The sequence below is a fragment of the Pseudomonas sp. R151218B TE3479 genome (genome assembly GCF_053629195.1).
Window position 1 is genome coordinate 1,956,429 of the sequence record NZ_JBRJHV010000001.1, and the last position, 24,540, is coordinate 1,980,968.

The 24,540-nt window shown below is 61.3% G+C and carries 17 protein-coding genes; 2 read left to right on the top strand and 15 right to left on the bottom strand.

Translation table 11 applies throughout. The features are described from left to right. Nucleotides 1-106: 106 nt before the first annotated feature. The 6 genes from AB7M32_RS08635 to AB7M32_RS08660 form a co-directional block, all read right to left on the bottom strand. Nucleotides 107-2,632, bottom strand: a complete 2,526-nt coding sequence (locus tag AB7M32_RS08635) for a PepSY domain-containing protein (protein WP_454252114.1) — start codon at nucleotides 2,630-2,632, stop codon at nucleotides 107-109. Nucleotides 2,633-2,964: 332 nt separating this feature from the next. After that, complete coding sequence (locus tag AB7M32_RS08640) at nucleotides 2,965-4,128, bottom strand: type III PLP-dependent enzyme (RefSeq protein WP_072411286.1); 1,164 nt, start codon at nucleotides 4,126-4,128, stop codon at nucleotides 2,965-2,967. 498 nt (nucleotides 4,129-4,626) lie between these two features. Further along, nucleotides 4,627-5,784, bottom strand: a complete 1,158-nt coding sequence (locus tag AB7M32_RS08645) for an osmoprotectant ABC transporter ATP-binding protein OsmV (RefSeq protein WP_454249660.1) — start codon at nucleotides 5,782-5,784, stop codon at nucleotides 4,627-4,629. Next, on the bottom strand, nucleotides 5,781-6,434 hold the full coding sequence (locus tag AB7M32_RS08650) for an ABC transporter permease (RefSeq protein ID WP_454249661.1): 654 nt from the start codon (nucleotides 6,432-6,434) through the stop codon (nucleotides 5,781-5,783). Before AB7M32_RS08650 ends, AB7M32_RS08645 begins: the two co-directional genes overlap by 4 nt. A gap of 15 nt (nucleotides 6,435-6,449) precedes the next feature. Next, the gene (locus tag AB7M32_RS08655; protein ID WP_454249662.1) at nucleotides 6,450-7,352 is read right to left on the bottom strand and encodes a glycine betaine ABC transporter substrate-binding protein; all 903 of its coding nucleotides are present in this window, start codon (nucleotides 7,350-7,352) and stop codon (nucleotides 6,450-6,452) included. A 25-nt stretch (nucleotides 7,353-7,377) separates the two neighbouring features. Next, on the bottom strand, nucleotides 7,378-8,094 hold the full coding sequence (locus AB7M32_RS08660; RefSeq protein WP_072411270.1) for an ABC transporter permease: 717 nt from the start codon (nucleotides 8,092-8,094) through the stop codon (nucleotides 7,378-7,380). 331 nt (nucleotides 8,095-8,425) lie between these two features. On the opposite strand from AB7M32_RS08660, the gene AB7M32_RS08665 reads away from it, so the two are divergent. Then, nucleotides 8,426-10,009 (top strand): peptide chain release factor 3, encoded by a 1,584-nt coding sequence (locus tag AB7M32_RS08665; RefSeq protein WP_092202163.1) that lies wholly within the window; start codon nucleotides 8,426-8,428, stop codon nucleotides 10,007-10,009. Between the two features lie 546 nt (nucleotides 10,010-10,555). Beyond that, the gene (locus AB7M32_RS08670) at nucleotides 10,556-10,822 is read left to right on the top strand and encodes a hypothetical protein (protein ID WP_454249663.1); all 267 of its coding nucleotides are present in this window, start codon (nucleotides 10,556-10,558) and stop codon (nucleotides 10,820-10,822) included. 154 nt (nucleotides 10,823-10,976) lie between these two features. On the opposite strand, the gene AB7M32_RS08675 is transcribed toward AB7M32_RS08670, so the two are convergent. From AB7M32_RS08675 to AB7M32_RS08715, 9 genes are all read right to left on the bottom strand, one after another. Further along, the gene (locus AB7M32_RS08675; protein ID WP_454249664.1) at nucleotides 10,977-11,957 is read right to left on the bottom strand and encodes a peptide ABC transporter ATP-binding protein; all 981 of its coding nucleotides are present in this window, start codon (nucleotides 11,955-11,957) and stop codon (nucleotides 10,977-10,979) included. Continuing rightward, nucleotides 11,957-12,925, bottom strand: a complete 969-nt coding sequence (locus AB7M32_RS08680) for an ABC transporter ATP-binding protein (protein WP_014336599.1) — start codon at nucleotides 12,923-12,925, stop codon at nucleotides 11,957-11,959. Before AB7M32_RS08680 ends, AB7M32_RS08675 begins: the two co-directional genes overlap by 1 nt. 10 nt (nucleotides 12,926-12,935) lie before the next feature. Then, entirely contained in the window at nucleotides 12,936-13,847 is a 912-nt protein-coding gene (locus AB7M32_RS08685; RefSeq protein WP_072411260.1) for an ABC transporter permease subunit, read from the bottom strand. 10 nt (nucleotides 13,848-13,857) lie between these two features. Then, a complete protein-coding gene (locus AB7M32_RS08690) occupies nucleotides 13,858-14,868 on the bottom strand; it encodes an ABC transporter permease subunit (protein ID WP_030139822.1) in 1,011 nt (336 codons plus the stop codon). A gap of 74 nt (nucleotides 14,869-14,942) precedes the next feature. Further along, the gene (locus AB7M32_RS08695; protein WP_454249665.1) at nucleotides 14,943-16,538 is read right to left on the bottom strand and encodes an ABC transporter substrate-binding protein; all 1,596 of its coding nucleotides are present in this window, start codon (nucleotides 16,536-16,538) and stop codon (nucleotides 14,943-14,945) included. A gap of 75 nt (nucleotides 16,539-16,613) precedes the next feature. Next, nucleotides 16,614-18,029: an OprD family porin gene (locus tag AB7M32_RS08700; protein ID WP_454249666.1), complete on the bottom strand. Its 1,416-nt coding sequence runs from the start codon at nucleotides 18,027-18,029 to the stop codon at nucleotides 16,614-16,616. Between the two features lie 170 nt (nucleotides 18,030-18,199). Next, nucleotides 18,200-19,801 carry an ABC transporter substrate-binding protein gene (locus AB7M32_RS08705; protein ID WP_454249667.1) on the bottom strand — a complete coding sequence of 534 codons (1,602 nt, stop codon included), beginning with the start codon at nucleotides 19,799-19,801 and terminating at the stop codon, nucleotides 18,200-18,202. Between the two features lie 397 nt (nucleotides 19,802-20,198). Then, nucleotides 20,199-21,824: an ABC transporter substrate-binding protein gene (locus tag AB7M32_RS08710; RefSeq protein ID WP_454249668.1), complete on the bottom strand. Its 1,626-nt coding sequence runs from the start codon at nucleotides 21,822-21,824 to the stop codon at nucleotides 20,199-20,201. Nucleotides 21,825-22,079: 255 nt separating this feature from the next. Then, nucleotides 22,080-23,681, bottom strand: coding sequence for an ABC transporter substrate-binding protein (locus AB7M32_RS08715; protein WP_454249669.1), 1,602 nt, complete (start codon nucleotides 23,679-23,681; stop codon nucleotides 22,080-22,082). Nucleotides 23,682-24,540 lie beyond the last annotated feature (859 nt).

The window sequence follows — 24,540 nt, forward strand, 5'->3', positions numbered from 1 at the left end:
GGAGCGAGCTTGCTCGCGATAGCAGTGTGTCAGTCAATGAAGTGTTGACTGAAGATCCGCTATCGCGAGCAAGCCCGCTCCCACAGGGTTGATGTTGCGGTCAGGATCAGTAGACATCCCGCCGATACCGCCCCTGCTCGATCAGGCGCTCCACTTCCTCGCGCCCCAGCACGTTGTTGAGCACGTGATCCACCCCGGATGCCATGCCCTGCAAGCTGCCGCAAACATAGATCGCCGCGCCGTCGGCCACCCATTGCTTGAGCAGCGCGGCCGATTCCAGCAGACGGTCCTGGACGTAGATTTTCTGCTTCTGATCCCGGGAGAAGGCCAGGTCCAGGCGTTCCAGGTCGCCGGAGGTCACCCATTCCTGCAAGTCATCGCGGCAGTGGAAGTCGTGCTCGCGGTTGCGCTCGCCAAACAGCAGCCAGTTGCGCTGCATGCCCTCGGTGACGCGAGCCTTGAGCAGGCTGCGCAGGCCCGCCAGGCCGGTGCCGTTGCCCAGCAGGATCATCGGCACGCCCTGGGGCGGCAGATGGAAGCTGCTGTTACGGCGTAGCCGCAGGCTGATGGCGCTGCCCAGCGGCGCGTGTTCGGTCAGCCAGCCGGACCCGACGCCCAGGCTGCCGTCGACGTGACGTTCCTGGCGCACGATCAGCTCCAGCACGCCGTCGGCCGGGATCGAGGCGATGGAGTATTCGCGCATCGCCAGCGGTGCCAGCGCCTCCACCAGCGCCTGGGCATGCAGGCCGACCAGGTGGGCGCGGTTTTCCGGCAGTTGGCGGGTTGCCAGGGCCTGATTGAGACTCTGGGGCAGGCCATCGACTTGCACACGCGCCTGGCCGGAGAGGCCGAGGCCATCGAGGAAATGTTCGATGGCCCAGAGGTCATTGCGCGGCAGGATTTCCACCAGGTCGCCGGCCAGCCAACTGCTCGGCCCGGGGGCGGTGAGGCCCAGCAGGTACACGCCCGAGCCGCTGCTGTCGGGGTTGAGCAGGGTGCGTTGGCTGAGGGTCCAGTTTTCAAAACTGGGGGCCTGCCAGGTGTCGGCAGGCGCCTGCCCGGTCAGCTCGGCCAGTTGTTGTTGCCAGTGACGCAGGGCGTAAGGGTCGCCGCTGTCGACTTCCACCGGCGCGAACAGCGTCTTGCCGCCGTGTTCCGCCAGCCAGGCGTGCAGGCGCCGGGCGAAGCCGCAGAAGTGTTCATATTGCCGGTCACCCAGGCCCAGCACCGAATACTGCAAGCGCTCCAGGCTCAAGGCCTGGCCCAGCACCTTGCGTTCGAAGCCGCGGGCACTGTCCGGCCCTTCGCCGTCGCCAAAGGTGCTGACCACAAACAGCGCGTGGGTGGCGGTGTTCAGGTCGTGCTCGCGAACACCGGCCAATGGCTGGACCTTCACGGGCAAGCCGGCGGCCTGGAGTTGGCCGGCAGTCTGCCAGGCCAGTCGCTCGGCGAAACCGCTTTGGCTGGCGAAGCCGATCAGCCAGGCCGGCGCATCGGTCGGGTTGGCGCTCAGGGCCTGGCGGGCGTTTCTGGCCTGGCGTTGCTTGCGGCGACGGTCCAGGTACAGCAACCAGCCGGTGATGAAGAACAGTGGCATGGTCAGCGCGGCGACGGTCACCAGGATCCGCCCGACCAGGCCGAAGTAGCTGCCGATATGCAGGGCATAGACACTGGTCAGCAACTGCGCCTTGAGGCTCTTGTCGCTGTAGCGGCTATGCCGGCTGATGACGCCGGTGGTCGGGTCGAGGATGAGCTGGTTCAGCGCCCGGTCGTGAGGTGAGTTTTTCAGCAGGTAGAACACGGTCGCCGGCTGCCCGGCCACGGGCGGCATGCGCACGTTGTAGGCGGACAGGCCCGGGCCGGCGGCGCTGTAGATGCTGCTCCACATGGCCCGGTAATCGGCCACGGGCAGTGGGCCGCTTGGCGCCGGGCCGCGACTGCGTACCCGCTCCTCTTCCGGCGAATCGGAGAGCAGGCGGGTCACGCCTTTGTTGTACCACTCGTAGGACCAGGTCAGCCCGGTCAGTGCCGCCAGCAGATAGAACACCAGGCACCAGGTGCCCGCCACCGAGTGCAGGTCCCAATTGAAGCTACGACCTTTTTTCCTCCAGTCGAGGGTCAGCCAGGCGCGCCAGCTTTTCCATTGGCGCGGCCAACGCAGGTACAGCCCGGACAGGCAGAAGAAGACCAGGATCAGCGTGCAGGCCCCGGTGATTTGCCGGCCCACGTCATCCAGGGTCAGGACGCGATGCAGCCTGAGCATCAGGCCAAAGAAATCCTGGCCGGTCACCTCTCCCATGAACTGTGCGGTGTAGGGGTCGAAATAGCGCATGGCATCACGTTTTTCTCCGGGAGGCGCCGCGAAGATCACCCGCGCGGCGTTGCCGCTGTCGGTCTCGACCCAGAGCAGGGCGACGGTCTTGCCGGAGGCGGCTTCGATCTGCTCCACCAGCTCGGCGGGCGGCAAGACGCCGGCCGGTTGCTTCTCGACCGTCAGCACCTGCGGGTTCAAGGCCCGCAGGATTTCATCCTGAAACGACACCACCGCCCCGGTAACGCCCATCAACGCCAGGACCAGCCCGGCACTGATGCCGAAAAACCAGTGCAACTGGAACAGGGTTTTCTTCAACACGTCGCCCGCCTTGTTCATCTATTACTGTTCATCACGGTGCGCATTATGCCGTGTGTTATCGAGAAGCATTCATAAACACGCCTAAAAGGTGCCGATCTGTGATGAGGTGAGCGACAAAGTCCTGTGGGAGCGAGCTTGCTCGCGATAGCGGCCTGCCAGCCACATCACTGTCGGCTGACCCACTGCTATCGCGAGCAAGCTCGCTCCCACAGGGGAAACGCGGTTTCATCGAGAACAAAAACAAAAAAACGGCGCTTTCCATTTCTGGAAAAGCGCCGTTTTTCTATTACGCAGCAAGGCCGGAACGATGGACGTTCAAGCGCCCGAACGCATTACACGTAAAACGATTTCAGCGGCGGAAAGCCATTGAATTCCACCGCGCTATAGCTGGTGGTATAGGCCCCGGTCGACAACCAGTACAGGCGATCACCAATGGCCAGGTTCAACGGCAGACCGTACTTGTAGTTTTCATACATGATGTCGGCGCTGTCGCAGGTCGGCCCGGCGATGACCACTTCTTCCATCTCGCCTTTCTTCTCGGTCCAGATCGGGAACTTGATGGCTTCGTCCATGGTTTCGATCAGGCCAGAGAACTTGCCCACATCCGTGTACACCCAACGCTCGACAGCGGTACGGGACTTACGCGCCACCAATACCACTTCGCTGACCAGGATACCGGCGTTGGCGATCAACGAACGGCCCGGCTCCAGGATGATTTCCGGCAGGTCGTCGCCGAAGTCTTCCTTGAGGAAGCGGATGATTTCCTCGGCGTAGGTGTCCAGGCTGTTGGTGCGGGTGATGTAGTTGGCCGGGAAGCCGCCACCCATGTTGATCAGCTTCAAGACGATGCCGTCTTCTTCCTTCAGACGCTCGAAGATGACCTTGACCTTGGCGATGGCCGCGTCCCAGACGCTGATGTCGCGCTGTTGCGAGCCGACGTGGAACGAAATGCCGTACGGCACCAGGCCCAGGTCGCGGGCCAGGATCAGCAGGTCCATGGCCATGTCGGTCTGGCAGCCGAACTTGCGCGACAACGGCCAGTCAGCGGTGGTGGAGCCTTCGGTGAGGATCCGCACATAAACCTTCGAACCCGGCGCGGCCTTGGCGATGTTGCGCAAGTCGGCTTCGGAGTCGGTGGCGTACAGGCGCACACCCTTCTCGTAGAAGTAGCGAATGTCGCGGGATTTCTTGATGGTGTTGCCGTAGCTGATCCGGTCCGGGCCCACGCCACGGCTCATGACCTTGTCCAGCTCATAGATCGAGGCGATGTCGAAGTTCGAGCCTTTGTCCTTGAGCAGGTCAATGATTTCCACCGCCGGGTTGGCCTTGACGGCGTAGTAGACCTTGGCGAATTCGAAACCGGCGCGCAGGTCGTCATAGGCCTGGGAGATCATCGCGGTGTCGATCACCACGAACGGGGTTTCCTGCTTGTCGGCGAACGCTTTCATTTTCTGGAAAGTTTCGCGCGCGAAATAATCTTCGACCTGGATCGACATACTTGGGACTCCTACTGGCAAACATCAGGATCAATGGGTGTGAGGGCAAGCAGCCCTCGTGAACGTCCTCCGTATCCCCACTTTGGTTCGCCTACTTCCCAAGGCATGTCGCCGAAAGCAAAAAGGCCATGGGATACATGATTCCCTTGGCCTTGCTGTCTCGTCGTCAGTACTTGAGCCGGATGGATCGTTTCCAGCATGGACGTTCGGCGCGAACTTTAGGGCGTGAGGGGCCTGAGATCAACTAAAAATGTCGCGTTTTTGCACACATCCGTCGTGCGGCCCGCGACAGCTCATGATGTAACCGACCTGCGTGACAGATTGATGTTCCCGCTGGATGGAAAATCGGGGCGTTTCGGGCAGAGACATTTTGGTGACCGCCCCGGAAACTGTGGGAGCCGAGCTTGCTCGCGATAGCTGCGGCACAGCCAACACTACCGCCAACTGACCCACCGCTATCGCGAGCAAGCTCGGCTCCCACAGGGTTCGTTGGGGCGATCAGGCCTGCGCGGTCTCGGCCGGCGAGACAATGCTGGTCTTGCCGCCGCGCGAGCGTCCGGAGCTGAGGTATTCGGCGATGGATTCCTGGGTCACCTCGCCGAGGAACACCCGCTCGGCGTCCATCACCGGCAGCCACGAGCGGTTGAACTCGTACATGCGCGACAGCAGGATGCGCAGGTGTTCGTCGTAGGCCGCGGTGGCGTTGAATTCACGCAAGTACTGCGCGCAGGTGCCGCTCTGACGGTACAGGTCGCGCCGTCGCACATAACCCAGGGCCTTGTTCTCGGCGCAGGTGACCACCACGTAGCGACGGTCATGTTCGTCCATCAGCTCCAGCGCCTCGCCCACCGGGGTTTCGGGGCTGACCGAAGGCGCGTTGTCGGCCGCGTCTTCGGCCTTGACCAGCAGCAGGCGCTTGAGCGTGCTGTCCTGGCCGACGAAACTGCTGACGAACTCGTCGGCCGGATGCGCCAGCAGGGTATCCGGATGATCGAACTGGACCAGCTTGCCGGCGCGGAAGATCGCAATCTTGTCCCCCAGCTTGATGGCCTCGTCGATGTCATGGCTGACCATGATCACGGTCTTGTTCAGCGCCCGTTGCATCTCGAAGAACTCGTTCTGGATCATCTCGCGGTTGATCGGGTCCACCGCGCCGAACGGTTCGTCCATCAGCAACAACGGCGCATCGGCCGCCAGGGCCCGGATCACGCCAATCCGTTGCTGCTGGCCGCCCGACAGCTCGCGAGGGTAGCGATGCAGGTACTGCTTGGGCTCGAGCTTGATCATGCTCATCAATTCGCGGGCACGGTCGTGGCATTTCTGCTTGTCCCAGCCCAGCAGGCGCGGGACCACGGTGATGTTTTCCTCGATGGTCATGTTCGGGAACAGGCCGATCTGCTGGATCACGTAGCCGATGTTGCGGCGCAGGGTCACTTCGTCCAGGCCGGTGGTGTCTTCGCCGTTGATCAACACCTTGCCCGAGGTGGGCGGGATCAGGCGGTTGATCATCTTCAGCGTGGTGCTTTTGCCGCAACCCGACGGCCCGAGGAACACGCAGATCTCGCCTTCGTTGACGATCAGGTTCACCGAGTCCACGGCCTTGACGTCCTTGCCGTTGCTCTTGAAGGTTTTGCTGAGGTTTTGAAGTTCGATCATTTCAATAGTCCTTTTGGGGTCAGCGAGCGTTGCAGCCATTGCAGAAGCAGGTCGGCGAAGATGGCCAGGAGACTGACCAGCACGGCGCCGACGATCAGCATCGACATGTCGCTGCGGCTGATGGAAGCGAGGATGAGCACGCCCAGGCCACCGGCGCCGATGGTGGCGGCGATGGTCATGACGCCGATGTTCATGACCACGGCGGTGCGTACGCCGGCCAGGATCACCGGCACGGCGATGGGCAGTTCGACCATGCGCAGGCGCTGGGCGAAGGTCATGCCGATGCCGCGGGCGGCTTCACGGATACCCGGTTCGACGCCGCTCAAGGCCAGGTAGGTGTTGCGCATGATCGGCAACAGCGAATAGAGAAACACCGCGGTGATCGCCGGCATCGGGCCCAGGCCTTGGCCGAACTTGGAGTAGAACGGCAACAACAGGCCGAACAGCGCGATCGACGGAATCGTCAACAGCACCGTGGCGCTGGCCTGCAAGGGGCCGGCGAGCGCCGGGAAGCGGGTCATGAAAATACCCAGGGGCACGCCGACGACAATCGCCAGGGTCACGGCGATGCCCACCAGGGTGATGTGCTGCCAGGTCAGATGCAGCACCAGCGGCCAGTCCAGATGGGAAAAGGCGTCAAGAAAATCCATGGCTTTTCCTCCAGGTCATTGGGTTGAGAGCAGCGAATGTTGGCGCAGGAAATCGGCGGCAACGGCGGAGGGGCTTTCATGATCGACGTCCACGCGGGCGTTGAGCTGGCGCATGGTTTCATCGTCGAACAGCTCGGCCAGGGGCTTGAGCTGCGCGGCCAGTTGCGGGTGCGCGTCGAGGAACGCCTGGCGCACCACCGGCGCGGCGGTGTAGTCGGGGAAGTAGTGCTTGTCATCTTCCAGCAACTTCAACTTGAACGCGTTCAGCCGGCCGTCGGTGGTATAGACCAGGCCGGCGAACACCTGGCTGTTGCGCAGGGCGGTGTAGACCAGGCCCGCGTCCATCTGCCGGATGTTCTTGCGGGTCAGGTTCATGCCGTACTGCTCGACCATGCCCGCCAGGCCGTCGGAACGGTTGGCGAATTCGGTGTCCAGGGCCACCAGATGATTGTCATCGGCTTCGGCCTGCAACACCGTGTTCAACTGGCTGATAGAGTTGATCTGTGGGTATTGTTTCGCGACTTTTTCCGGCAGCGCCAAGGCGTAGGTGTTGCTGAATTTCGACGGTGTCAGCCAGACCAGGCCCTTTTGGGCGTCGAGTTCCTTCACCCGGGCGTAGGACTGGGCGCTGTCGAGTTTTTCCGTGACGTGGTTGTAGGCCACCAGCGACACGCCGGTGTATTCCCACAACAGGTCCAGTTGCCCGGTTTCATGGGCGCTGCGGGCCAGGTTGCTGCCCAGGCCGCCGGTGATCTGCGCGTCGTAGCCCTTGGCGCGCAAATATTGCGCAGTGATTTCCGCCAGCAGTGTCTGCTCGGTGAATACCCGGGCGCCGAGGCGGATCAGCGGTTTTTCAGCGGCTTGGGCGAACCCTGCGAACAGCAGGACACAGCCCAATATCAAGCTCAACTTCTTCATAAACGATTTCCTTTTTCCAGCCGGCTTATGACGGTCGCAGACCGCGTTCCAGCCAGAGGCGGCTGGCCAGTGTCACCAGGCCGTCGAGCAACAACGCCAGCAGGGCGGTGCAGGCCGCGCCGAGCAACAGCTGCGGCTGGTTGTTCAAGGCGATGCCGGGGAAGATCAGGCTGCCAAGGCTGTTGGCGCCGATCAGGAACGCCAGGGGCGCGGTGCCGACGTTGATCGCCAGGGCCACGCGCACGCCACCGACAATGATCGGTACGGCGTTGGGCAACTCGACTTTCCACAGCACCTGGCGTGGGGTCATGCCGATACCGACGGCGGCCTCCTTGAGGGAGCCCTGGACATTCTTCAGGCCTTCATAGGTGTTACGCACGATGGGCAGCAGCGAGGCAAGGAACAGGGCGAAGATGGCAGGCCCGCTGCCGATGCCCAGGATGCCCAGGGCGATGGCTAGCACGGCCAGGGGCGGTACGGTATTGCCGATGTTGAACACTTGCATGAAGCGTTCGGCGCGCCCGACCAGGCTGGGGCGGCTGAGGGCGATGCCGGCGGGGATGCCGACAACCAGGGCCGCCAGCATGGAGGCCAAGACAAGCATCAGGTGCGCTTGCAGGTAAAACAGCAGATCGTCGCGGTAGCGTTGGATCGTATCGATGCCGATCCAGTGGATCAACAGGGCCAGGAGCGCGACGACGACCGCACCCCCGATAAGCCCTTTGCCATAGCGGATAGCCACAGGCGGACTCCTTTGTCTTTCAGTCGGCGCACGCTTTCCCGGGCGGCAAACCATCACTGGTTGCCGGAAAAACGTTCGCGAGAAGCAGCTCTTTTCGAGGCCGGTAAACGGCCGTCGAAGTGAGCCATGAGCGCAGCCTCGTCAGGCTAACTTGCTGATTTTTCAGACCCTGACGGTTGCTCGTATCAGGGGGGTGGACGCCTCCACGCGGCAAAAGGTTCCCATGGAAGGGATGATCTGGCCACCTTGGATGTGCTCAACGGTTCGGTTCCTGGCACAAGTTGAGCTATAATCGCCGCCCTTTTTTGAATCACCTGCCAGGCGATTTCCCATGACCAAACAGGCCGCCGAAGTCGCGAAACGCCGCACTTTCGCCATTATTTCCCACCCCGATGCCGGTAAGACCACCATCACCGAAAAGCTCTTGCTGATGGGCAAGGCGATTGCGGTCGCCGGCACGGTGAAGTCTCGCAAGTCCGACCGCCATGCCACCTCCGACTGGATGGAAATGGAAAAACAACGGGGTATCTCCATTACCACGTCGGTCATGCAGTTCCCGTATCGCGATCACATGATCAACCTGCTCGACACCCCGGGCCACGAAGACTTCTCCGAAGACACCTACCGCACCCTGACGGCAGTGGACTCGGCCTTGATGGTCCTCGACGGCGGTAAAGGCGTCGAGCCACGGACCATCGCGCTGATGGACGTCTGCCGCCTGCGGGACACGCCGATCGTCAGCTTTATCAACAAACTCGACCGCGACATCCGTGACCCGATCGAACTGCTCGACGAGATCGAAGCGGTCCTGAAGATCAAGGCGGCGCCGATCACCTGGCCGATCGGTTGCTACCGCGACTTCAAGGGCGTGTACCATCTGGCCGACGACTACATCATCGTCTACACCGCCGGTCACGGGCACGAGCGCACCGACGTCAAGATCATCGAGAAGCTCGACTCCGACGAGGCCCGCGCGCACCTGGGCGATGAATACGATCGTTTCGTCGAGCAGTTGGAGCTGGTGCAGGGCGCCTGCCATGAGTTCAACCAGCAGGAATTCCTCGACGGCCAACTGACCCCGGTGTTCTTCGGTACCGCCCTGGGCAACTTCGGCGTGGACCATGTACTCGACGCCGTGGTCGATTGGGCCCCGCGCCCGCTGCCACGCGTCGCCAACGAGCGCACCGTGGAACCGGTGGAAGAGAAATTCTCGGGCTTCGTGTTCAAGATCCAGGCGAACATGGACCCCAAACACCGCGACCGCATCGCCTTCATGCGCATCTGCTCCGGCAAATACGACAAGGGCATGAAGATGCGCCATGTGCGCACCGGCAAGGACGTGCGCATCGGCGACGCCTTGACCTTCTTCTCCTCGGAACGCGAACAACTGGAAGAAGCCTTCGCCGGTGACATCATCGGCCTGCACAACCACGGCACCATCCAGATCGGCGACACCTTCACCGAAGGCGAAACCCTGGGTTTCACCGGCATCCCGCACTTCGCCCCGGAACTGTTCCGCCGCGTACGCCTGAAGGACCCGCTCAAGTCCAAGCAACTGCGCCAGGGTCTGCAGCAACTGGCCGAAGAGGGCGCCACCCAGGTGTTCTTCCCGGAGCGCAGCAACGACATCATCCTCGGCGCCGTCGGTGTGCTGCAGTTCGATGTGGTCGCCAGCCGCTTGAAAGAGGAATACAAGGTCGAATGCTCCTACGAGCCGATCACCGTGTACTCCGCCCGTTGGGTTGAATGCGGTGACAAGAAGAAACTCGAGGAATTCTCCAACAAGGCTGTGGAAAACCTCGCCTTGGACGGCGGCGGCCACCTGACCTACCTGGCCCCAACCCGGGTCAACCTGGCGCTGATGGAAGAGCGCTGGCCGGATGTGAAATTCCGCGCGACTCGCGAGCACCACTAAGCATCAAGTGTGACCCACTGTGGGAGCGAGCTTGCTCGCGATAGCGGTGGGTCAGCTTGCCTGGATGTTGGATGTGCTGTCGTCATCGCGAGCAAGCTCGCTCCCACATTGGTTTTGTGCCAATCCTCAATCTCTCGGTCACTCAAAGCCCTGTGGGAGCGAGCTTGCTCGCGATAGCGGTGGGTCAGCTTGCCTGGATGTCGGATGTGCTGTGGTCATCGCGAGCAAGCTCGCTCCCACATTGGTTTTGTGCCAATCCTCAAGCTCTCGGTCACTCAAACCCCTGTGGGAGCGAGCTTGCTCGCGATAGCGGTGGGTCAGCTTGCCTGGATGTTGGATGTGCTGTCGTCATCACGAGCAAGCTCGCTCCCACACTGGGTTTTGGGGGTTAGTTGGATTGGAGATAACCCTTATTCGAAACCAATCTGTCGGGCAGCGGCATTTCTGCCTGTCATGCAGCGTCCTATCTGGTGAACCGGCCTGTTCAGAACTAGATTTCTTGAGCGCCGTCGGCCTCGGCTTCATCCGGAAAAGAAGGAGTTGGCTATGAACAAGCTTCTACGCATGATGTTTTTGCTGAAGGTTTTGGTGATGCTGTCCCTGGGCTCTACCGCCGCATGGGCCGAATGCGATGAGCATGAGAAGCAGGCGTCGACTGGGCAAGTGGCGCAAGGCGAGATGATGCTTGCCGCGACCACCACACAGGAGTCGGGTGATCAGGATGGCGATGACTCGACGATCGAACAGGACCCCGACGACGGCGGGGAGAGTGGTGAGGGCGACGATGCCGACGAAGGTGATAGCCAGACGTAGACTTCTGCCCTGAAGAAAACCCCTCCAGCCCCGACTGAGACTCAGTCGGGGCTGGAGGGGTTTTTTTATACGAGTGCATAACCAAAAGCGAAAACGTACCCTTGTGGCGAGGGAGCAAGCTCCCTCGCCACAAGTGTTCTGTCTGCCTTTTGCCTTACGCCGCGCCGTCGAGGAACCGCTCGGCGTAGTGACACGCGACCAGGCGGTTATCGAGCGGCCGCAAGGCCGGTTCTTCCGTCTTGCAACGCTCGGTGGCGTACGGGCAACGCTTGTGGAAGGCGCAGCCGGACGGTGGGTTGAGCGGGTTGGGCAGTTCACCGACGATCTTGATCTTCGGCTTGTTCGGGTCCGGGTGGATGGTCGGTGTGGCCGATAGCAGCGCCTGGGTGTACGGGTGCAACGGGCGGCTGTAGATGGACTCGTTGGGCCCCATCTCCACCGGGCGGCCGAGGTACATCACCATCACGTCATCGGCCACGTGCTGCACCACCGCCAGGTTGTGGGAAATGAACACGTAGGCGGTGTTGAATTCCTGCTGCAAATCCATGAACAGGTTCAGCACCTGGGCCTGGATCGACACGTCCAGCGCCGACGTCGGTTCGTCCGCCACCAGCACCTTGGGTTGCAGCATCATGGCGCGGGCCAGGGCGATGCGCTGGCGCTGGCCGCCAGAGAACATGTGCGGGTAGCGCTGGTAATGCTCGGGGCGCAAACCCACCTGCTTCATCATCGCCTGGACTTTTTCCCGCCGCTCGGTGGCCGACAGGTTGGTGTTGATCAGCAACGGCTCGGCCAGTTGATCGCCGATCTTCTGCCGCGGATTGAGGGACGCATAAGGGCTCTGGAAGACCATTTGCACGTCTTTGCGCAATTGCTTGCGTTCGGCCTTGTTGGCGCCGGTCACTTCCTGGCCGGCGATTTTCAAGGAGCCGGAGGACGGTTCTTCGATCAGCGTCAGGGCCCGGGCGAGGGTGGATTTGCCGCAACCGGATTCACCCACCACGGCCAGGGTCTTGCCGGCTTCCAGTTCGAACGACACACCGTTGAGGGCGCGCACGGTCGCATGGCCCTTGAACATGCCACGGGACACTTCGTAATGACGGGTCAGGTCACGGGCGGTAAGTACGACGGCCATCACGCCACCTCCTGGTTCAACGGGTAGAAGCAGCGGGCGAGGCTGTTGGATTTCGGATCGAGGGCCGGGCGTTGTTGACGGCAGTTGTCCTGCACGTACGGGCAGCGCGGCGACAGCAGGCAGCCTTGCGGACGGTCGTAGCGACCGGGCACGATGCCCGGCAGGGTCGCCAGGCGCTCGGCGCCCATGCTGTGCTCCGGAATCGCCGCCAACAGCGCTTCGCTGTAGGGGTGGGCAGGAATGTCGAACAGTTGCGGCACCTGGCCCACTTCCACGGCCTGGCCGGCGTACATCACGCACACGCGTTGGGCGGTTTCAGCCACCACGGCCAGGTCATGGGTGATCAGCACCAGGCCCATGTCCTGCTCTTTTTGCAGGGCCAGCAGCAGGTCCATGATCTGGGCCTGGATGGTCACATCGAGGGCGGTGGTCGGTTCGTCGGCGATCAGCAACTTCGGCTCGCCGGCAATGGCCATGGCAATTGCCACGCGCTGGCTCATGCCGCCGGACAACTGATGCGGGTAGGCGTCCATGCGGCTGGCAGCGCCCGGGATCTCGACTTTTTCCAGCAATTCGATGGCGCGCTTGCGGGCGGCCTTGCCGGACATTTTCAGGTGCAGGCGCAGCACTTCTTCGATCTGGAAACCCACGGTGTAGCTGGGGTTGAGCGCGGTCATCGGGTCCTGGAAGACCATTGCCAGGTCTTTACCGACGATCTGCCGGCGCTGGCGGTTGCTCAGCTTGAGCATGTTCTTGCCGTCGAAGTTCAGCGCATCGGCGGTGACGATGCCGGGGTGCTCGATCAGGCCCATCAGCGCCATCATGGTCACGGATTTACCCGAGCCCGATTCGCCGACGATCGCCAGGACTTCGCCTTTTTCCACGCTCAGGTCCAGGCCATCGACTACCGGCACGGCGGTGGCATCGCCGAAGCGAACGTTGAGATTCTTGATTTCTAGCAGTGACATGGGAATCTCCTCAGGCGGCATTCTTGAGTTTCGGGTCCAGCGCATCGCGCAAACCGTCGCCCATCAGGTTGATTGCCAGCACGCTGAGCAAAATGGTCAAGCCAGGCAGGCTCACGACCCACCAGGCGCGTTCGATGTAGTCCCGGGCCGAGGCCAGCATGGTGCCCCACTCCGGGGTCGGCGGCTGCACGCCGAGGCCGAGGAAGCCCAGGGCGGCGGCGTCGAGGATGGCCGAGGAAAAGCTCAGCGTCGCCTGGACGATCAGCGGTGCCATGCAGTTGGGCAGCACGGTGATGAACATCAGGCGCGGCAGGCCGGCACCGGCCAGGCGGGCGGCGGTGACGTAGTCACGGTTCAGTTCGCCCATCACCGCGGCACGGGTCAGGCGCACGTAGGACGGCAGCGACACGATGGCGATGGCGATCACGGTGTTGATCAGGCCTGGGCCGAGGATGGCGACGATCGCCACGGCCAGCAGCAGCGAAGGCAGGGCGAGCATGATGTCCATCAGGCGCATGATGGTCGGGCCGAGGATGCGCGGGAAGAACCCGGCGAACAGCCCCAGCAGGATGCCCGGGATCAGCGACATCACCACCGATGACAAACCGATCAGCAGCGACAGGCGCGAACCCTGGATCAGGCGCGACAGCAAATCGCGGCCCAGTTCGTCGGTGCCCAGCAGGAACTGGATCTGCCCGCCTTCGAGCCAGGCCGGCGGCGTCAGCAGGAAGTCGCGATATTGCTCGCTCGGGTCATGGGGCGCGACCCACGGGGCGAAGATCGCGCAGAACACGATCAGGATCATGAACAACAGCCCGGCCACGGCGCCCTTGTTGCGGGAAAACGCGTGCCAGAATTCTTTGTAGGGGGATGGGTACAGCAGGCTTTGATCGACTGCTACCGCGGTAGTTGGAGTACTCATGGTTTTGATCTCAGCGCTGGTGACGGATGCGTGGGTTGGCAAAGCCGTAGAGGATGTCCACGACGAAGTTGACCAGAATCACCAGGCAGGCGATTAACAGGATGCCGTTCTGTACCACGGGGTAGTCCCGGGCGCCGATGGCTTCGATGAGCCACTTGCCGATGCCCGGCCAGGAGAAGATCGTTTCGGTCAGGACCGCACCGGCCAGCAGCGTGCCGACTTGCAGGCCGACCACGGTCAGCACCGGGATCAGTGCGTTGCGCAGGCCATGCACGAACACCACGCGCGACGGCGACAGGCCTTTGGCCTTGGCGGTGCGGATGTAGTCTTCACGCAGCACTTCGAGCATCGAAGAACGGGTCATGCGGGCGATCACCGCCAGCGGAATGGTGCCCAGCACGATGGCGGGCAGGATCAGGTGGTGCAGGGCATCGAGGAACGCGCCCGGCTCGTCGGCCAACAGCGTGTCGATCAGCATGAAGCCGGTTTTCGGCTCGATGTCGTAAAGCAGGTCGATCCGTCCCGACACTGGCGTCCAGCCCAGGGATACCGAGAAGAACATGATCAGGATCAGGCCCCACCAGAAGATCGGCATCGAATACCCCGCCAGGGAGATGCCCATCACCCCATGGTCGAACAGGGATCCTCGCTTGAGTGCCGCGATCACCCCGGCCAGCAGGCCCAGGATACCGGCGAACAACAGGGCGGCCATGGACAGTTCCAGGGTCGCGGGAAACAGGGAGCTGAACTCGGTCCATACGCTTTCACGGGTACGCAGCGATTCGCCGAGATCGCCGTGGGCCAGCTTGCCGATGTAGTCCAGGTACTGGGCATACAGCGGTTTATTGAGGCCAAGGCGTTCCATTGCCTGTGCATGCATTTCGGGATCGACCCGACGTTCGCCCATCATCACTTCCACGGGGTCGCCGGGGATCATGCGAATCAACGCGAAGGTCAGCAAGGTGATGCCGAAGAACGTGGGGATCAATAATCCCAGTCGGCGGGCAATAAAACTAAACATCTTCAGGTGTACCTCATCAGCCGGTTAGGCGTGCCCGGCAGCCCTTGGGTAAGGGCCACCGGGCGTTTTCTTATCTACTTCACCTGGGTGGTGGCGAAGTTATTGGTGGTGAGCGGGCTAATTACATAACCCTCTACGTTGTTGCGCATTGCTGTGAACATGCGAGTGTGGGCCATGCTGATCCACGGTTGGTCCTGGTTGAAAATCACCTGGGCCTGCTCATAGAGCTTGGTACGCTCCTCAGGGTTCACTGTGGCGCGGGCCTGGTCGATCAGGGCCTGGAATTTCTCGTTGCACCAGCGCGCGTAGTTTTCGCCGTTCTTGGCCGCTTCGCAACTGAGCATAGGCGTCAGGAAGTTATCCGGGTCGCCGTTGTCGCCCGCCCATCCGGCGGAGACCATGTCGTGCTCGCCGTTTTTCGCGCGCTTGAGCATTTCGCCCCATTCCATCACGCGAATGTCGACCTTGATCCCGACCTTCGCCAGGTCCGCCTGCATCATCTGCGCGCCGAGCATCGGGTTGGGGTTGGTCGGGCCGCCGCCGTTGCGGGTGAACAGGGTGAACACGGTGCCTTCCGGCACGCCGGCTTCCTTGAGCAGCTCGCGGGCCTTGTCGAGGTTGCGGGGCGGGTTCTTCAGGTCGTGGTTGAAGCCCAGCAGGGTCGGCGGGTACGGGTTGACCGCCACGGTGGCGTTGCCCTTGCCGAACAGCGCGTTGACGTAGGCTTCCTTGTCGAAGGCCAGGTCGATGGCTTTGCGCACCCGCACGTCGCTCATGTATTTGTGGCTGGTGTTCAGGGCGGTGTAGGAGACGGTCATCGCGTCCAGTTCAGCGACCTTCAGGTTCGGGTCTTTCTTGATGCTGGGGATGTCATCGGGTTTGGGGTACAACGCGATCTGGCACTCGTTGGTCTTGAGCTTCTGCATGCGCACGTTGTTGTCGGTGGCGATGGCCAATACCAGCGCATCGGCCGGTGGCTTGCCACGGAAGTAGTCCGGGTTGGCCTTGAAGCGCACCTGGGCGTCCTTGTTGTAGCGCTGGAAGACGAACGGCCCGGTACCGACCGGCTTGCTGTTGAGATCGCCGGCCTTGCCGGCCTTGAGCAACTGGTCGGCGTATTCGGCCGGGTAGATCGAGGAGAAGGCCATGGCGATGTCGGCCAAAAATGGCGCTTCGCGGCGGGTCAGGCTGAACTTGACCGTGTGCTCGTCGACTTTCTCGACGCTTTTTAGCAGTTCCTTGAAGCCCATGCTTTCAAAGTAGGGGAAGCCCACGCTCGACAGTTTGTGCCACGGGTGATTCGGGTCCAGCTGGCGCTGGAAGCTCCAGACCACATCGTCGGCGTTCATGTCGCGGGTCGGCTTGAAGTATTCGGTGGTGTGGAACTTGACGCCCTTGCGCAGGTGGAAGGTGTACGTCAGGCCATCGTCACTGATGTCCCAGGATTCGGCCAGGGCCGGAATCACCTCGGTGGTGCCGGGCTTGAAGTCGGCCAGGCGGTTGAAAATGGTTTCCGCCACGGCGTCGGCGGTGACTGCAGTCGTGTATTGGACCATGTCGAAGCCTTCCGGGCTGGCTTCTGTGCAAACCACCAGGGGTTTGGCCGTGGCGCCAACGGCGACACTCAGCAATGCGGCGGCGATGGCGGCGCGTAGGGGGGTCATGTTCATCGTCAATCCTCTGCAATCGGGTCAATGGCAAAAGACCGGGCGGTCAACCTTGTGAGTCGACCGCCCGGTGGCAGTTTAGAGAATGTTGAACGGGATGGTGGTAACGAGGCGGAACTCGTTGAGGCTGCCATCGGCCTGGTTTTCGCTGGCGCGGTGTGCGGTGTAGGTGGCACGGATAGCGGTGGCTTTCAGAGGGCCGCTCTGTACGGCATAGGACGCACCGACGCCGTATTCGTAGTGGTGCTCACCGTCCATCGCCCGGACATCGCTGTAGCCGGTGCTGTTGTAGTGCGTACCGTCGATACCCCAACCGCGCGCCTGGTAGATGTTGAACTTCAGGCCCGGCACGCCGTATTCAGCCATGTTCAGACCGTAGGCGATCTGGAAGGATTTCTCGTTCGGGCCGTTGAAGTCCGACAGCAGGGAGTTGGCCAGGTAGATGCCGTTGGTTTCGTGCAGGTAGTCGAAGTACTCGTTACCGTTCACTTCCTGGTACGAGAACGTCAGGCTGTGGGCCTGGTGCGTCAGGCCGAACGACAGGGAGTAGGTGTCGTTGTCGATCTCGCCCAGCTTGCTTTTGCCCGAGTCCACGGTCTTGTAGTAGTTCAGGCCGGTGGTCAGGCTCAGCACCGAGCTGTCGCCCAGCTCATGGGTGGCGCCGAAATAGTACTGGTTCCACATGTCCTCGGCCTGGGTCGCCCAGAGGCTGGTCTTCAGGCTGGCCAGTGGCTGGTAAGTGATACCGGCGGTGTTGACGTGATCGGTCTCGACGCTGCTGTCACCGTATTCGGAGCGGAACTTGCGCTGGCTCTCTTCAGTACGCGGCGAGTTGCGGTCGAAGGTGGCGATGTCAAACGCCAGGTTTTCGAATTCTTCGCTGTGCAGGCTCACACCCTGGAAGCTGGAGGGCAGGGCACGGTTGCCGATGACGTCGACCATCGGGCTGCTGAAATTCTGGCGGCCGGCGGTCAGGGTGGTATTGGAGATGCGAGCCTTGAGGTTGGCCAGGCCCAGTTTGCTCCACTGGCCCACGGCGTCGCCGCCTTCGCGGGTCAGGGTACGGTTGTTGCCGGCGCCAGGACGGGTGGTCGGTGCACCGCCGTTGTTGGACGCCAGGTCCTTGCGGTCCTGGTCCAGGGCGATGGCGTTGTAGGCGGCCAGTTCGGTGCTGAAGCCCACGGTGCCCTCGGTGAAGCCCGAGTTGTACTTGATGATGGTGCCTTGCAGCCAGTTGATCCGGCGGTCGGTCTCGCGTGCTTCACCGTTCTTGCGATAGGTGAGCTTGGTGCCGCGTTTGAATTGCTCGTTGGCGTACCAGTTGCGCGTACTGCCAGTGATCGACTGGCCGTCGATGAAACCCTTGGCTTCGCTTTGCTCGCTGGTGGTCTTGAGGGTCACTGGAGTGACCGCCTGGCTCTGGGATTCTGCAAAAGCTGTTGCGCTAATGCTGCTGATGGCCAAGGCCAGTATTGCGGTGTTGCTCAGTTTCATCGGTAACGCTCCTTTGCTTTCTTTTTCATGCCGTTCTTTTTTGGTGATACGGCTATCGGTTTTACAACTCATTCACAGCCTGCAAACGTTTGCTTGATGCCTGATTGGCGAATTACGGCAAGACGTCGGCGTGGGGCTTCCATAGGAAGCCCGCGCTGTGTGGCTAACGGTTATGGGTTCAGGCTGACGCCCGAAAAGACATTGCGACCGAAGGGGCTGACTTTGAACCCTTCGACTTTTGCACTCAGCGGCTGGTTGACCGTGGAGTGGGCAATAGGGGTGATCGGCACTTGTTGCTTGAGCAATTGCTGGGCCTGTTTGTAGAGCACGGTGCGCTGGTCGCGGTCGGTGACGACCTTGGCCTGCTTGATCAGCTTGTCGTAGTCCTGGTCGCACCACATGGAGTAGTTGTTGCCACCAATGGCGTCGCAGCTGTACAGGGTGCCGAGCCAGTTGTCCGGGTCCCCGTTATCACCGGTCCAACCGATCAGGCTGATGTCGTGTTCGCCGTTCTTCGTGCGCTTGATGTACTCGCCCCATTCGTAGCTGACGATCTTCACTTTCAAGCCGATCTTCGCCCAGTCGGCCTGGAGCATCTCGGCCATCAGCTTGGCGTTGGGGTTGTACGGACGCTGCACGGGCATGGCCCAGAGGGTGATTTCGGTGCCTTCCTTGACCCCGGCGGCCTTGAGCAACTCCTTGGCTTTTTCCGGGTTGTAGGCGGCGTCCTTGATGGTGTCGTCGTAGGACCACTGCGTCGGCGGCATGGCGTTGACCGCCAGTTGACCCGCGCCCTGGTACACGGCATTGAGAATGCCTTGCTTGTTCACCGCCATGTCCAGCGCCCGGCGCACTTCGACCTGATCGAACGGTTTGTGGCGGGTGTTATAGGCGATGTAGCCGAGGTTGAAGCCGGGCTTCTCGATCAGTTGCAGCTTGGGGTCATTCTTCAAGGCCGGCACGTCGGCCGGACGCGGATGCAGGGTGATCTGGCATTCGTTGGCCTTGAGCTTCTGCACTCGCACCGAGGCATCGGTGTTGATGGAGAAGATCAGATTGTTCAGCTTCACCCGCTCCGGGGCCCAGTACTGCTGGTTGGCGACGTAGCGGATGTTGGAGTCTTTCTGGTAGCTCTTGAACTCGTACGGCCCGGTGCCGATCGGCTTCTGGTTGATGTCGCTCGGCTTGCCGCTCTTGAGCAACTGGTCGGCGTATTCGGCCGACAGGATCGCGGCGAAACTCATGGCGATGTTCTGGATGAATGCGGCGTCCACGCTGTTGAGGGTCATGACCACGGTCAATGGCCCGGTCGCTTCCACCTTGGCGATGTTCTTGTTCAGACTCATGCCGTTGAAGTAGGGGAACTCGGTGGGGTAGGCCTTGCGAAACGGATGCTGCGGATCAAGCATGCGGTTGAAGGTGAACAGTACGTCGTCGGCGTTGAAATCCCGGGTCGGCGTGAAGTAGTCGGTGGTGTGAAACTTCACCCCTTCGCGCAGGTGGAAGGTGTACTTCAAGCCATCTTCGGAAATGTCCCAGCGGGTTGCCAGGCCTGGAACGACGTTGGTCGCGCCTTTTTCGAACTCGGCCAGGCGGTTGTACAGCGGCTCGGCGGCATCGTTGTCGGTGGCCGTGGTGTATTGCGCGGTGTCGAAACCGGCGGGGCTGCCTTCGGAACAGAACACCAGGCTACCGCCGGCGGCCTGGGCTGCGGACGTCGCGGCCAACAGGCCGGTGCCCAGCAATGCGGATAAAACCAAGGTATGGCGCATGACGCTCCCTCTCTCGTTCGGGGTGTTTTAACAGTGAACCGGCGTCCTTCCGGGGACAGGTCTGGGGCACTGGGTTCATTCCATTGCGTAGCGATGCCGCAGGGCTGGCAAGTCGTCCAAGTGCCGACGGTATGAGCCGTGGGCCGGGCGGTAAATGCGTAATGCCTGAAAGACTCGTGGGAAAAGGCGATACGTCCCAAACCAACTGCTGTGGTACGCAGTGCTTTTGGATGTAGGCGTTTTCCTAGGTCTGGCGCAAAGCAACGGTATGCCGTGGGAGCGAGCCCTGCTCGCGATGGCGTTGTTGGTACACCGCCATCGCGCTCACAGGAGAGGCCGCTACGCCCGAAGCGTCGGACCGGCCCAGCGGGAGCAAGCTCCCTCGCCACAGGTCACCTTATTTGCTGACGCTGACGCCGTAGAAGGAATTCAAGCCAAAGGGGCTGATCTTGAAGTCCTGCACGTTGGCGCGCATGGGTTGATACACCGTCGAGTGAGCGATAGGTGTCATGGGCACGGCATCCTTGAGGACGTGTTGTGCCTGTTTGTACAGTTCGGTGCGCTTGGCCTGGTCGGTGGTGCGCTTGGCTTCCTTGACCAGACCGTCGAATTTCTTGTCGCACCATTTGGAGAAGTTGTTGCCGGCCAGCGAATCACAGCCGAACAGCACGTTGAGCCAGTTGTCCGGGTCACCGTTGTCGCCGCTCCAGCCGATGATCATCGCCTGGTTCTCGCCGCCCTTGGAACGCTTGATGTACTCGCCCCATTCGTAGCTGACGATGTTGACGTTCAGGCCGATTTTCTTCCAGTCGGACTGCAGCATCTCGGCCATCAGCTTGGCGTTCGGGTTGTATGGACGCTGGACCGGCATCGCCCACAGGGTGATGTTGGTGCCTTCCTTGACGCCGGCTTCCTTAAGCAGCTCCTTGGCTTTCTCTGGGTCGTACTTGGCGTCCTTGATGGTGGTGTCGTAGGACCATTGGGTCGGCGGCATGGCGTTGACGGCCAGTTGGCCTGCGCCTTGGTAGACCGAATCGATGATCTGCGGCTTGTTGACCGCCATGTCCAGCGCCTGGCGGACCTTCAGGTTGGCCAGTACGTTCGGCTCGTTGCTGCCCTTGATCTTGTCCATCACGTTGTAGGCGATGTAGCCCAGGTTGAAGCCAGCCTGGTCAGGCATCTTCAGGGTTTTGTCTTCTTTCAGGGCCTTGAGGTCGGCCGGGCGTGGGAAGAGGGTGATCTGGCATTCGTTTTTCTTGAGTTTCTGCATGCGCACCGACGGATCGGTGGTGATGGCGAAGATCAGGTTGTCGATCTTCACGTCATCAGGCTTCCAGTAGTCTTTGTTCCCGGTGTAGCGGATGTTGGAGTCTTTCTGGTAGCTCTTGAACACGAACGGGCCGGTGCCCACTGGCTTCTGGTTGATGTCCGGTGCCTTGCCTTCCTTGAGCAGTTGGGCGGCGTACTCGGCGGACTGGATCGAGGCGAAGCTCATGGCCATGTTCTGGATGAACGCGGCGTCGACATCCTTGAGGGTGAACTTGACGGTGTGGTCGTCGACTTTATCGATCTTGGTGATGTTGGTGTCCATCCCCATGTCGGTGAAGTACGGGAATTCGGTCGGGTAGGCCTTACGGAACGGGTCGTCCTTGTTGATCATGCGGTTGAAGGTGAACAGCACGTCATCGGCGTTGAATTCGCGGGTCGGCTTGAAGTACGGGGTGGTGTGGAACTTGACGCCTTCACGCAGGTGGAAGGTGTAGGTCAGGCCGTCTTCGGAAATATCCCACTTGGTCGCCAGGCCAGGAATCACAGCGGTGCCGCCGCGTTCGAACTGAGTCAGACGGTTGAACATGGTCTCTGCAGAGGCGTCGAAGTCGGTTCCGGTGGTGTACTGACCCGGGTCAAAACCGGCCGGGCTCCCTTCGGAGCAGAACACCAGGTTAGTCGCGGCTTGGGCGAAAGGTGCGCTGGCTAATAAGCTTGCGCCGACTAAAAACGGAATGACCGCTTGTTTAAGCATGTTGGCCTCATGATTTGTTGTCATTTTTGGATTTGAGGGCGACCTCGTGAGTCGTCCTGCGGATACTTATGCAGGCCCCATACCCAATGCAAGATCCAGAGCGGTTGCAAGTCTGAAACAGTGGCACGAACGTACCTTAATGTCGCATTCGTGTAACTTCTGACGCAGTTGACCGTTTGCGGGTGTTTTTTTGGCGCCAAAAGCGCCCCTTGCCGGTGCGCCGGATAATCGTGGTGCACCGGTTTGGCGCGGGTGTTACTTCGTCAAACCCACGCCGTAGAAGGGTGTCAGTCCGAATGGACTAAGTTTGAAATCCACCACTTTCCTGTTTATTGGCTGGAAGACCGTGGAGTTGGCAATGGGCGTGATCGGCACCTGTTGCTTGAGGATTTTCTGCGCTTGCCGGTACAGATCGATCCGTTGCTGGCGGTCGGTCGAGACCTTGGCCTGCTGGATCAAGCGGTCGTAGGCCGGGTCGCACCACTTGGCGTAGTTGCTGCCCTTGACCGCCGCGCAGCTGTACAGCACCCCCAGCCAGTTGTCGGGGTCGCCGTTATCGCCGGTCCAGCCGTAGATCATTGCGTCATGTTCGCCATTTTTTGCACGCTTGATGTACTCGCCCCATTCATAACTGACGATGTTGGCCTTGATGCCGATCTTGGCCCAATCCTGCTGGATCATTTGTGCCGACATTCGTGCGTTGGGGTTGGACGCACGTTGCACCGTCATTGCCCATAAATTGACGGTGGTACCCGGCGCAACCCCGGCCTCTTTCAGTAGCGCCTTGGCCTTGGTCACGTCGTGGGGCGCGTCCTGGATGCTCGGGTCGAACGACCATTGGGCCGGTGGCAAGGCGTTCTGCGCCAACTGCCCGGCGCTCTGGTACACAGCCTTGATGATCGCCGGCTTGTCGATGGCCATGTCCAGTGCCTGGCGGACCTTGAGCTGGTCCAGGGGCGGGTGTGTCACGTTGTAGGCCAGGAAACCCAGGTTGAAACCCGGCTGCTTGAGCACTTGCAGGTTCGGATCCTGTTCGATCACTTCGATGTCGGCCGGGCGTGGGTAGCCACTGACCTGGCATTCGCCGCGCTTGAGCTTTTGCAGGCGCACGGCGGCGTCCGGGGTGATGGAGAAAATCAGATTGTCGAGCTTCACGTCCTCGGGTTTCCAGTACGCCGTGTTGGCGGCGTAGCGGATCTGCGAGTCCTTCTGGTAGCGCTTGAACACGAACGGCCCGGTGCCGACGGGTTTCTGGTTGAGGTCGCCGGCCTTGCCTTCCTTCAACAACTGCGCTGCGTATTCGGCGGACTGCACGGAGGCGAAACTCATCGCCAGGTTTTGCACGAAGGCGGCGTCGACGTTGTTCAGGTTGAAGCGCACGGTGTGCTCGTCGGCTTTCTCGACGCTTTTGATCGTGGTGTTCAGGCCCATGTCGGTGAAATACGGCGACTCGGTGGGGTAGGCCTGGCGGAACGGGTGCTGCGGGTCGAGCAGGCGCTGGAAGGTGAAGAGCACGTCGTCGGCGTTGAAGTCGCGGGTGGGAGTGAAGAAGTCGGTGGTGTGGAATTTCACCCCTTCGCGCAGGTGGAAGGTGTAGGTCAGGCCGTCGGGGGATACGTCCCAGCTCGTGGCTAATCCGGGTTCGACCTCGGTGCCGCCGCGCTTGAATTGGGTGAGGCGGTTGAAGACGGTTTCGGCCGAGGCGTCGAAGTCGGTGCCACTGGTGTATTGGCTGGGGTCGAACCCAGCGGGGCTGGCTTCGGAGCAGTAGACCAGGGTGGTGGCGGCTTGGGCCACTGGGGCGCTGCTGATCAGGGCCAGGGCGAGCAGGAAAGGCTTGAGGGTGGTTCTGTCCATGAAATCCCTTGGGGGGTGGTGAGGTTTTCAGGAGAGTAGCGTTGCGGGTGGGGGTGTTGGAAATATCGAAAAGTGAGGGGGGCTGTTGGGTTTGGGTATAGCGCTTTTCTACGAGGCGGCCTGACAGCCGGCCTGGATTTTGTTGACCGGGTACATATCCATTGCTGCGGTAACGGCCACTTAGGGTTCCGCTCTTACAGCGGCTCACTTTTGAGAAGCGCAAAAGTAAGCAAAACGCTTTTTGCCCCACCACTCGGCACCTCGCCTAGGCTCGGTGTGCCCTCACTCCGGCATTGCTCCGTGGGCCCGCCGCGAAGGGCCATCCATGGCCCAGCGCGGCTATCCCGGCATCCATGCCGGGATGCCCACTGCGCAATGCCTGCGTTCGGCCAGCGTGGTTAACGGGGCGCCGAGATCAACGTCCACCGCGAGGCGGCCTTATAGCCGACCTGGTTCTTGATGGGGACCGCGTTTCCCCTGTGGGAGCGGGCTTGCCCGCGAAGGCGGCCTGACAGCCGGCCTGGTTCTCCGGTCGTACGTCGATCCATTGTGGGAGCGAGCTTGCTCGCGAAGGCGGCCTTGTAGCCGACCTGTTTCTTTCGGGTGTACCCGATTCACCGGTTGAAGCAACACGCCTCGTCCTCGTCGAACATTAATCCCGTGGCGAGGGAGCTTGCTCCCGCTGGGGCGCGAAGCGGCCCTAAAAGCTGAGACTCCATTTATCTGACACAACGCGGCGCTTGGGTTGGGTCTGCTGCGCAGCCCAGCGGGAGCAAGCTCCCTCGCCACGGGGTTTGCGGTGGGTCGGAAGGCTGTATAAATCATTCAGAGGTGTCGGACGGATCTGCTCCTCAGAACG

What these genes read in the sequence shown, in the direction of transcription:
- AB7M32_RS08710 (WP_454249668.1), bottom strand. Translation starts at nt 21,824, where the DNA reads ATGCTTAAACAAGCGGTCATTCCGTTTTTAGTCGGCGCAAGCTTATTA.
- AB7M32_RS08705 (WP_454249667.1), bottom strand. Translation starts at nt 19,801, where the DNA reads ATGCGCCATACCTTGGTTTTATCCGCATTGCTGGGCACCGGCCTGTTG.
- AB7M32_RS08715 (WP_454249669.1), bottom strand. Translation starts at nt 23,681, where the DNA reads ATGGACAGAACCACCCTCAAGCCTTTCCTGCTCGCCCTGGCCCTGATC.
- AB7M32_RS08670 (WP_454249663.1), top strand. Translation starts at nt 10,556, where the DNA reads ATGAACAAGCTTCTACGCATGATGTTTTTGCTGAAGGTTTTGGTGATG.
- AB7M32_RS08655 (WP_454249662.1), bottom strand. Translation starts at nt 7,352, where the DNA reads ATGAAGAAGTTGAGCTTGATATTGGGCTGTGTCCTGCTGTTCGCAGGG.
- AB7M32_RS08680 (WP_014336599.1), bottom strand. Translation starts at nt 12,925, where the DNA reads ATGTCACTGCTAGAAATCAAGAATCTCAACGTTCGCTTCGGCGATGCC.
- AB7M32_RS08650 (WP_454249661.1), bottom strand. Translation starts at nt 6,434, where the DNA reads ATGGATTTTCTTGACGCCTTTTCCCATCTGGACTGGCCGCTGGTGCTG.
- AB7M32_RS08645 (WP_454249660.1), bottom strand. Translation starts at nt 5,784, where the DNA reads ATGATCGAACTTCAAAACCTCAGCAAAACCTTCAAGAGCAACGGCAAG.
- AB7M32_RS08640 (WP_072411286.1), bottom strand. Translation starts at nt 4,128, where the DNA reads ATGTCGATCCAGGTCGAAGATTATTTCGCGCGCGAAACTTTCCAGAAA.
- AB7M32_RS08700 (WP_454249666.1), bottom strand. Translation starts at nt 18,029, where the DNA reads ATGAAACTGAGCAACACCGCAATACTGGCCTTGGCCATCAGCAGCATT.
- AB7M32_RS08685 (WP_072411260.1), bottom strand. Translation starts at nt 13,847, where the DNA reads ATGAGTACTCCAACTACCGCGGTAGCAGTCGATCAAAGCCTGCTGTAC.
- AB7M32_RS08695 (WP_454249665.1), bottom strand. Translation starts at nt 16,538, where the DNA reads ATGAACATGACCCCCCTACGCGCCGCCATCGCCGCCGCATTGCTGAGT.
- AB7M32_RS08665 (WP_092202163.1), top strand. Translation starts at nt 8,426, where the DNA reads ATGACCAAACAGGCCGCCGAAGTCGCGAAACGCCGCACTTTCGCCATT.
- AB7M32_RS08690 (WP_030139822.1), bottom strand. Translation starts at nt 14,868, where the DNA reads ATGTTTAGTTTTATTGCCCGCCGACTGGGATTATTGATCCCCACGTTC.
- AB7M32_RS08675 (WP_454249664.1), bottom strand. Translation starts at nt 11,957, where the DNA reads ATGGCCGTCGTACTTACCGCCCGTGACCTGACCCGTCATTACGAAGTG.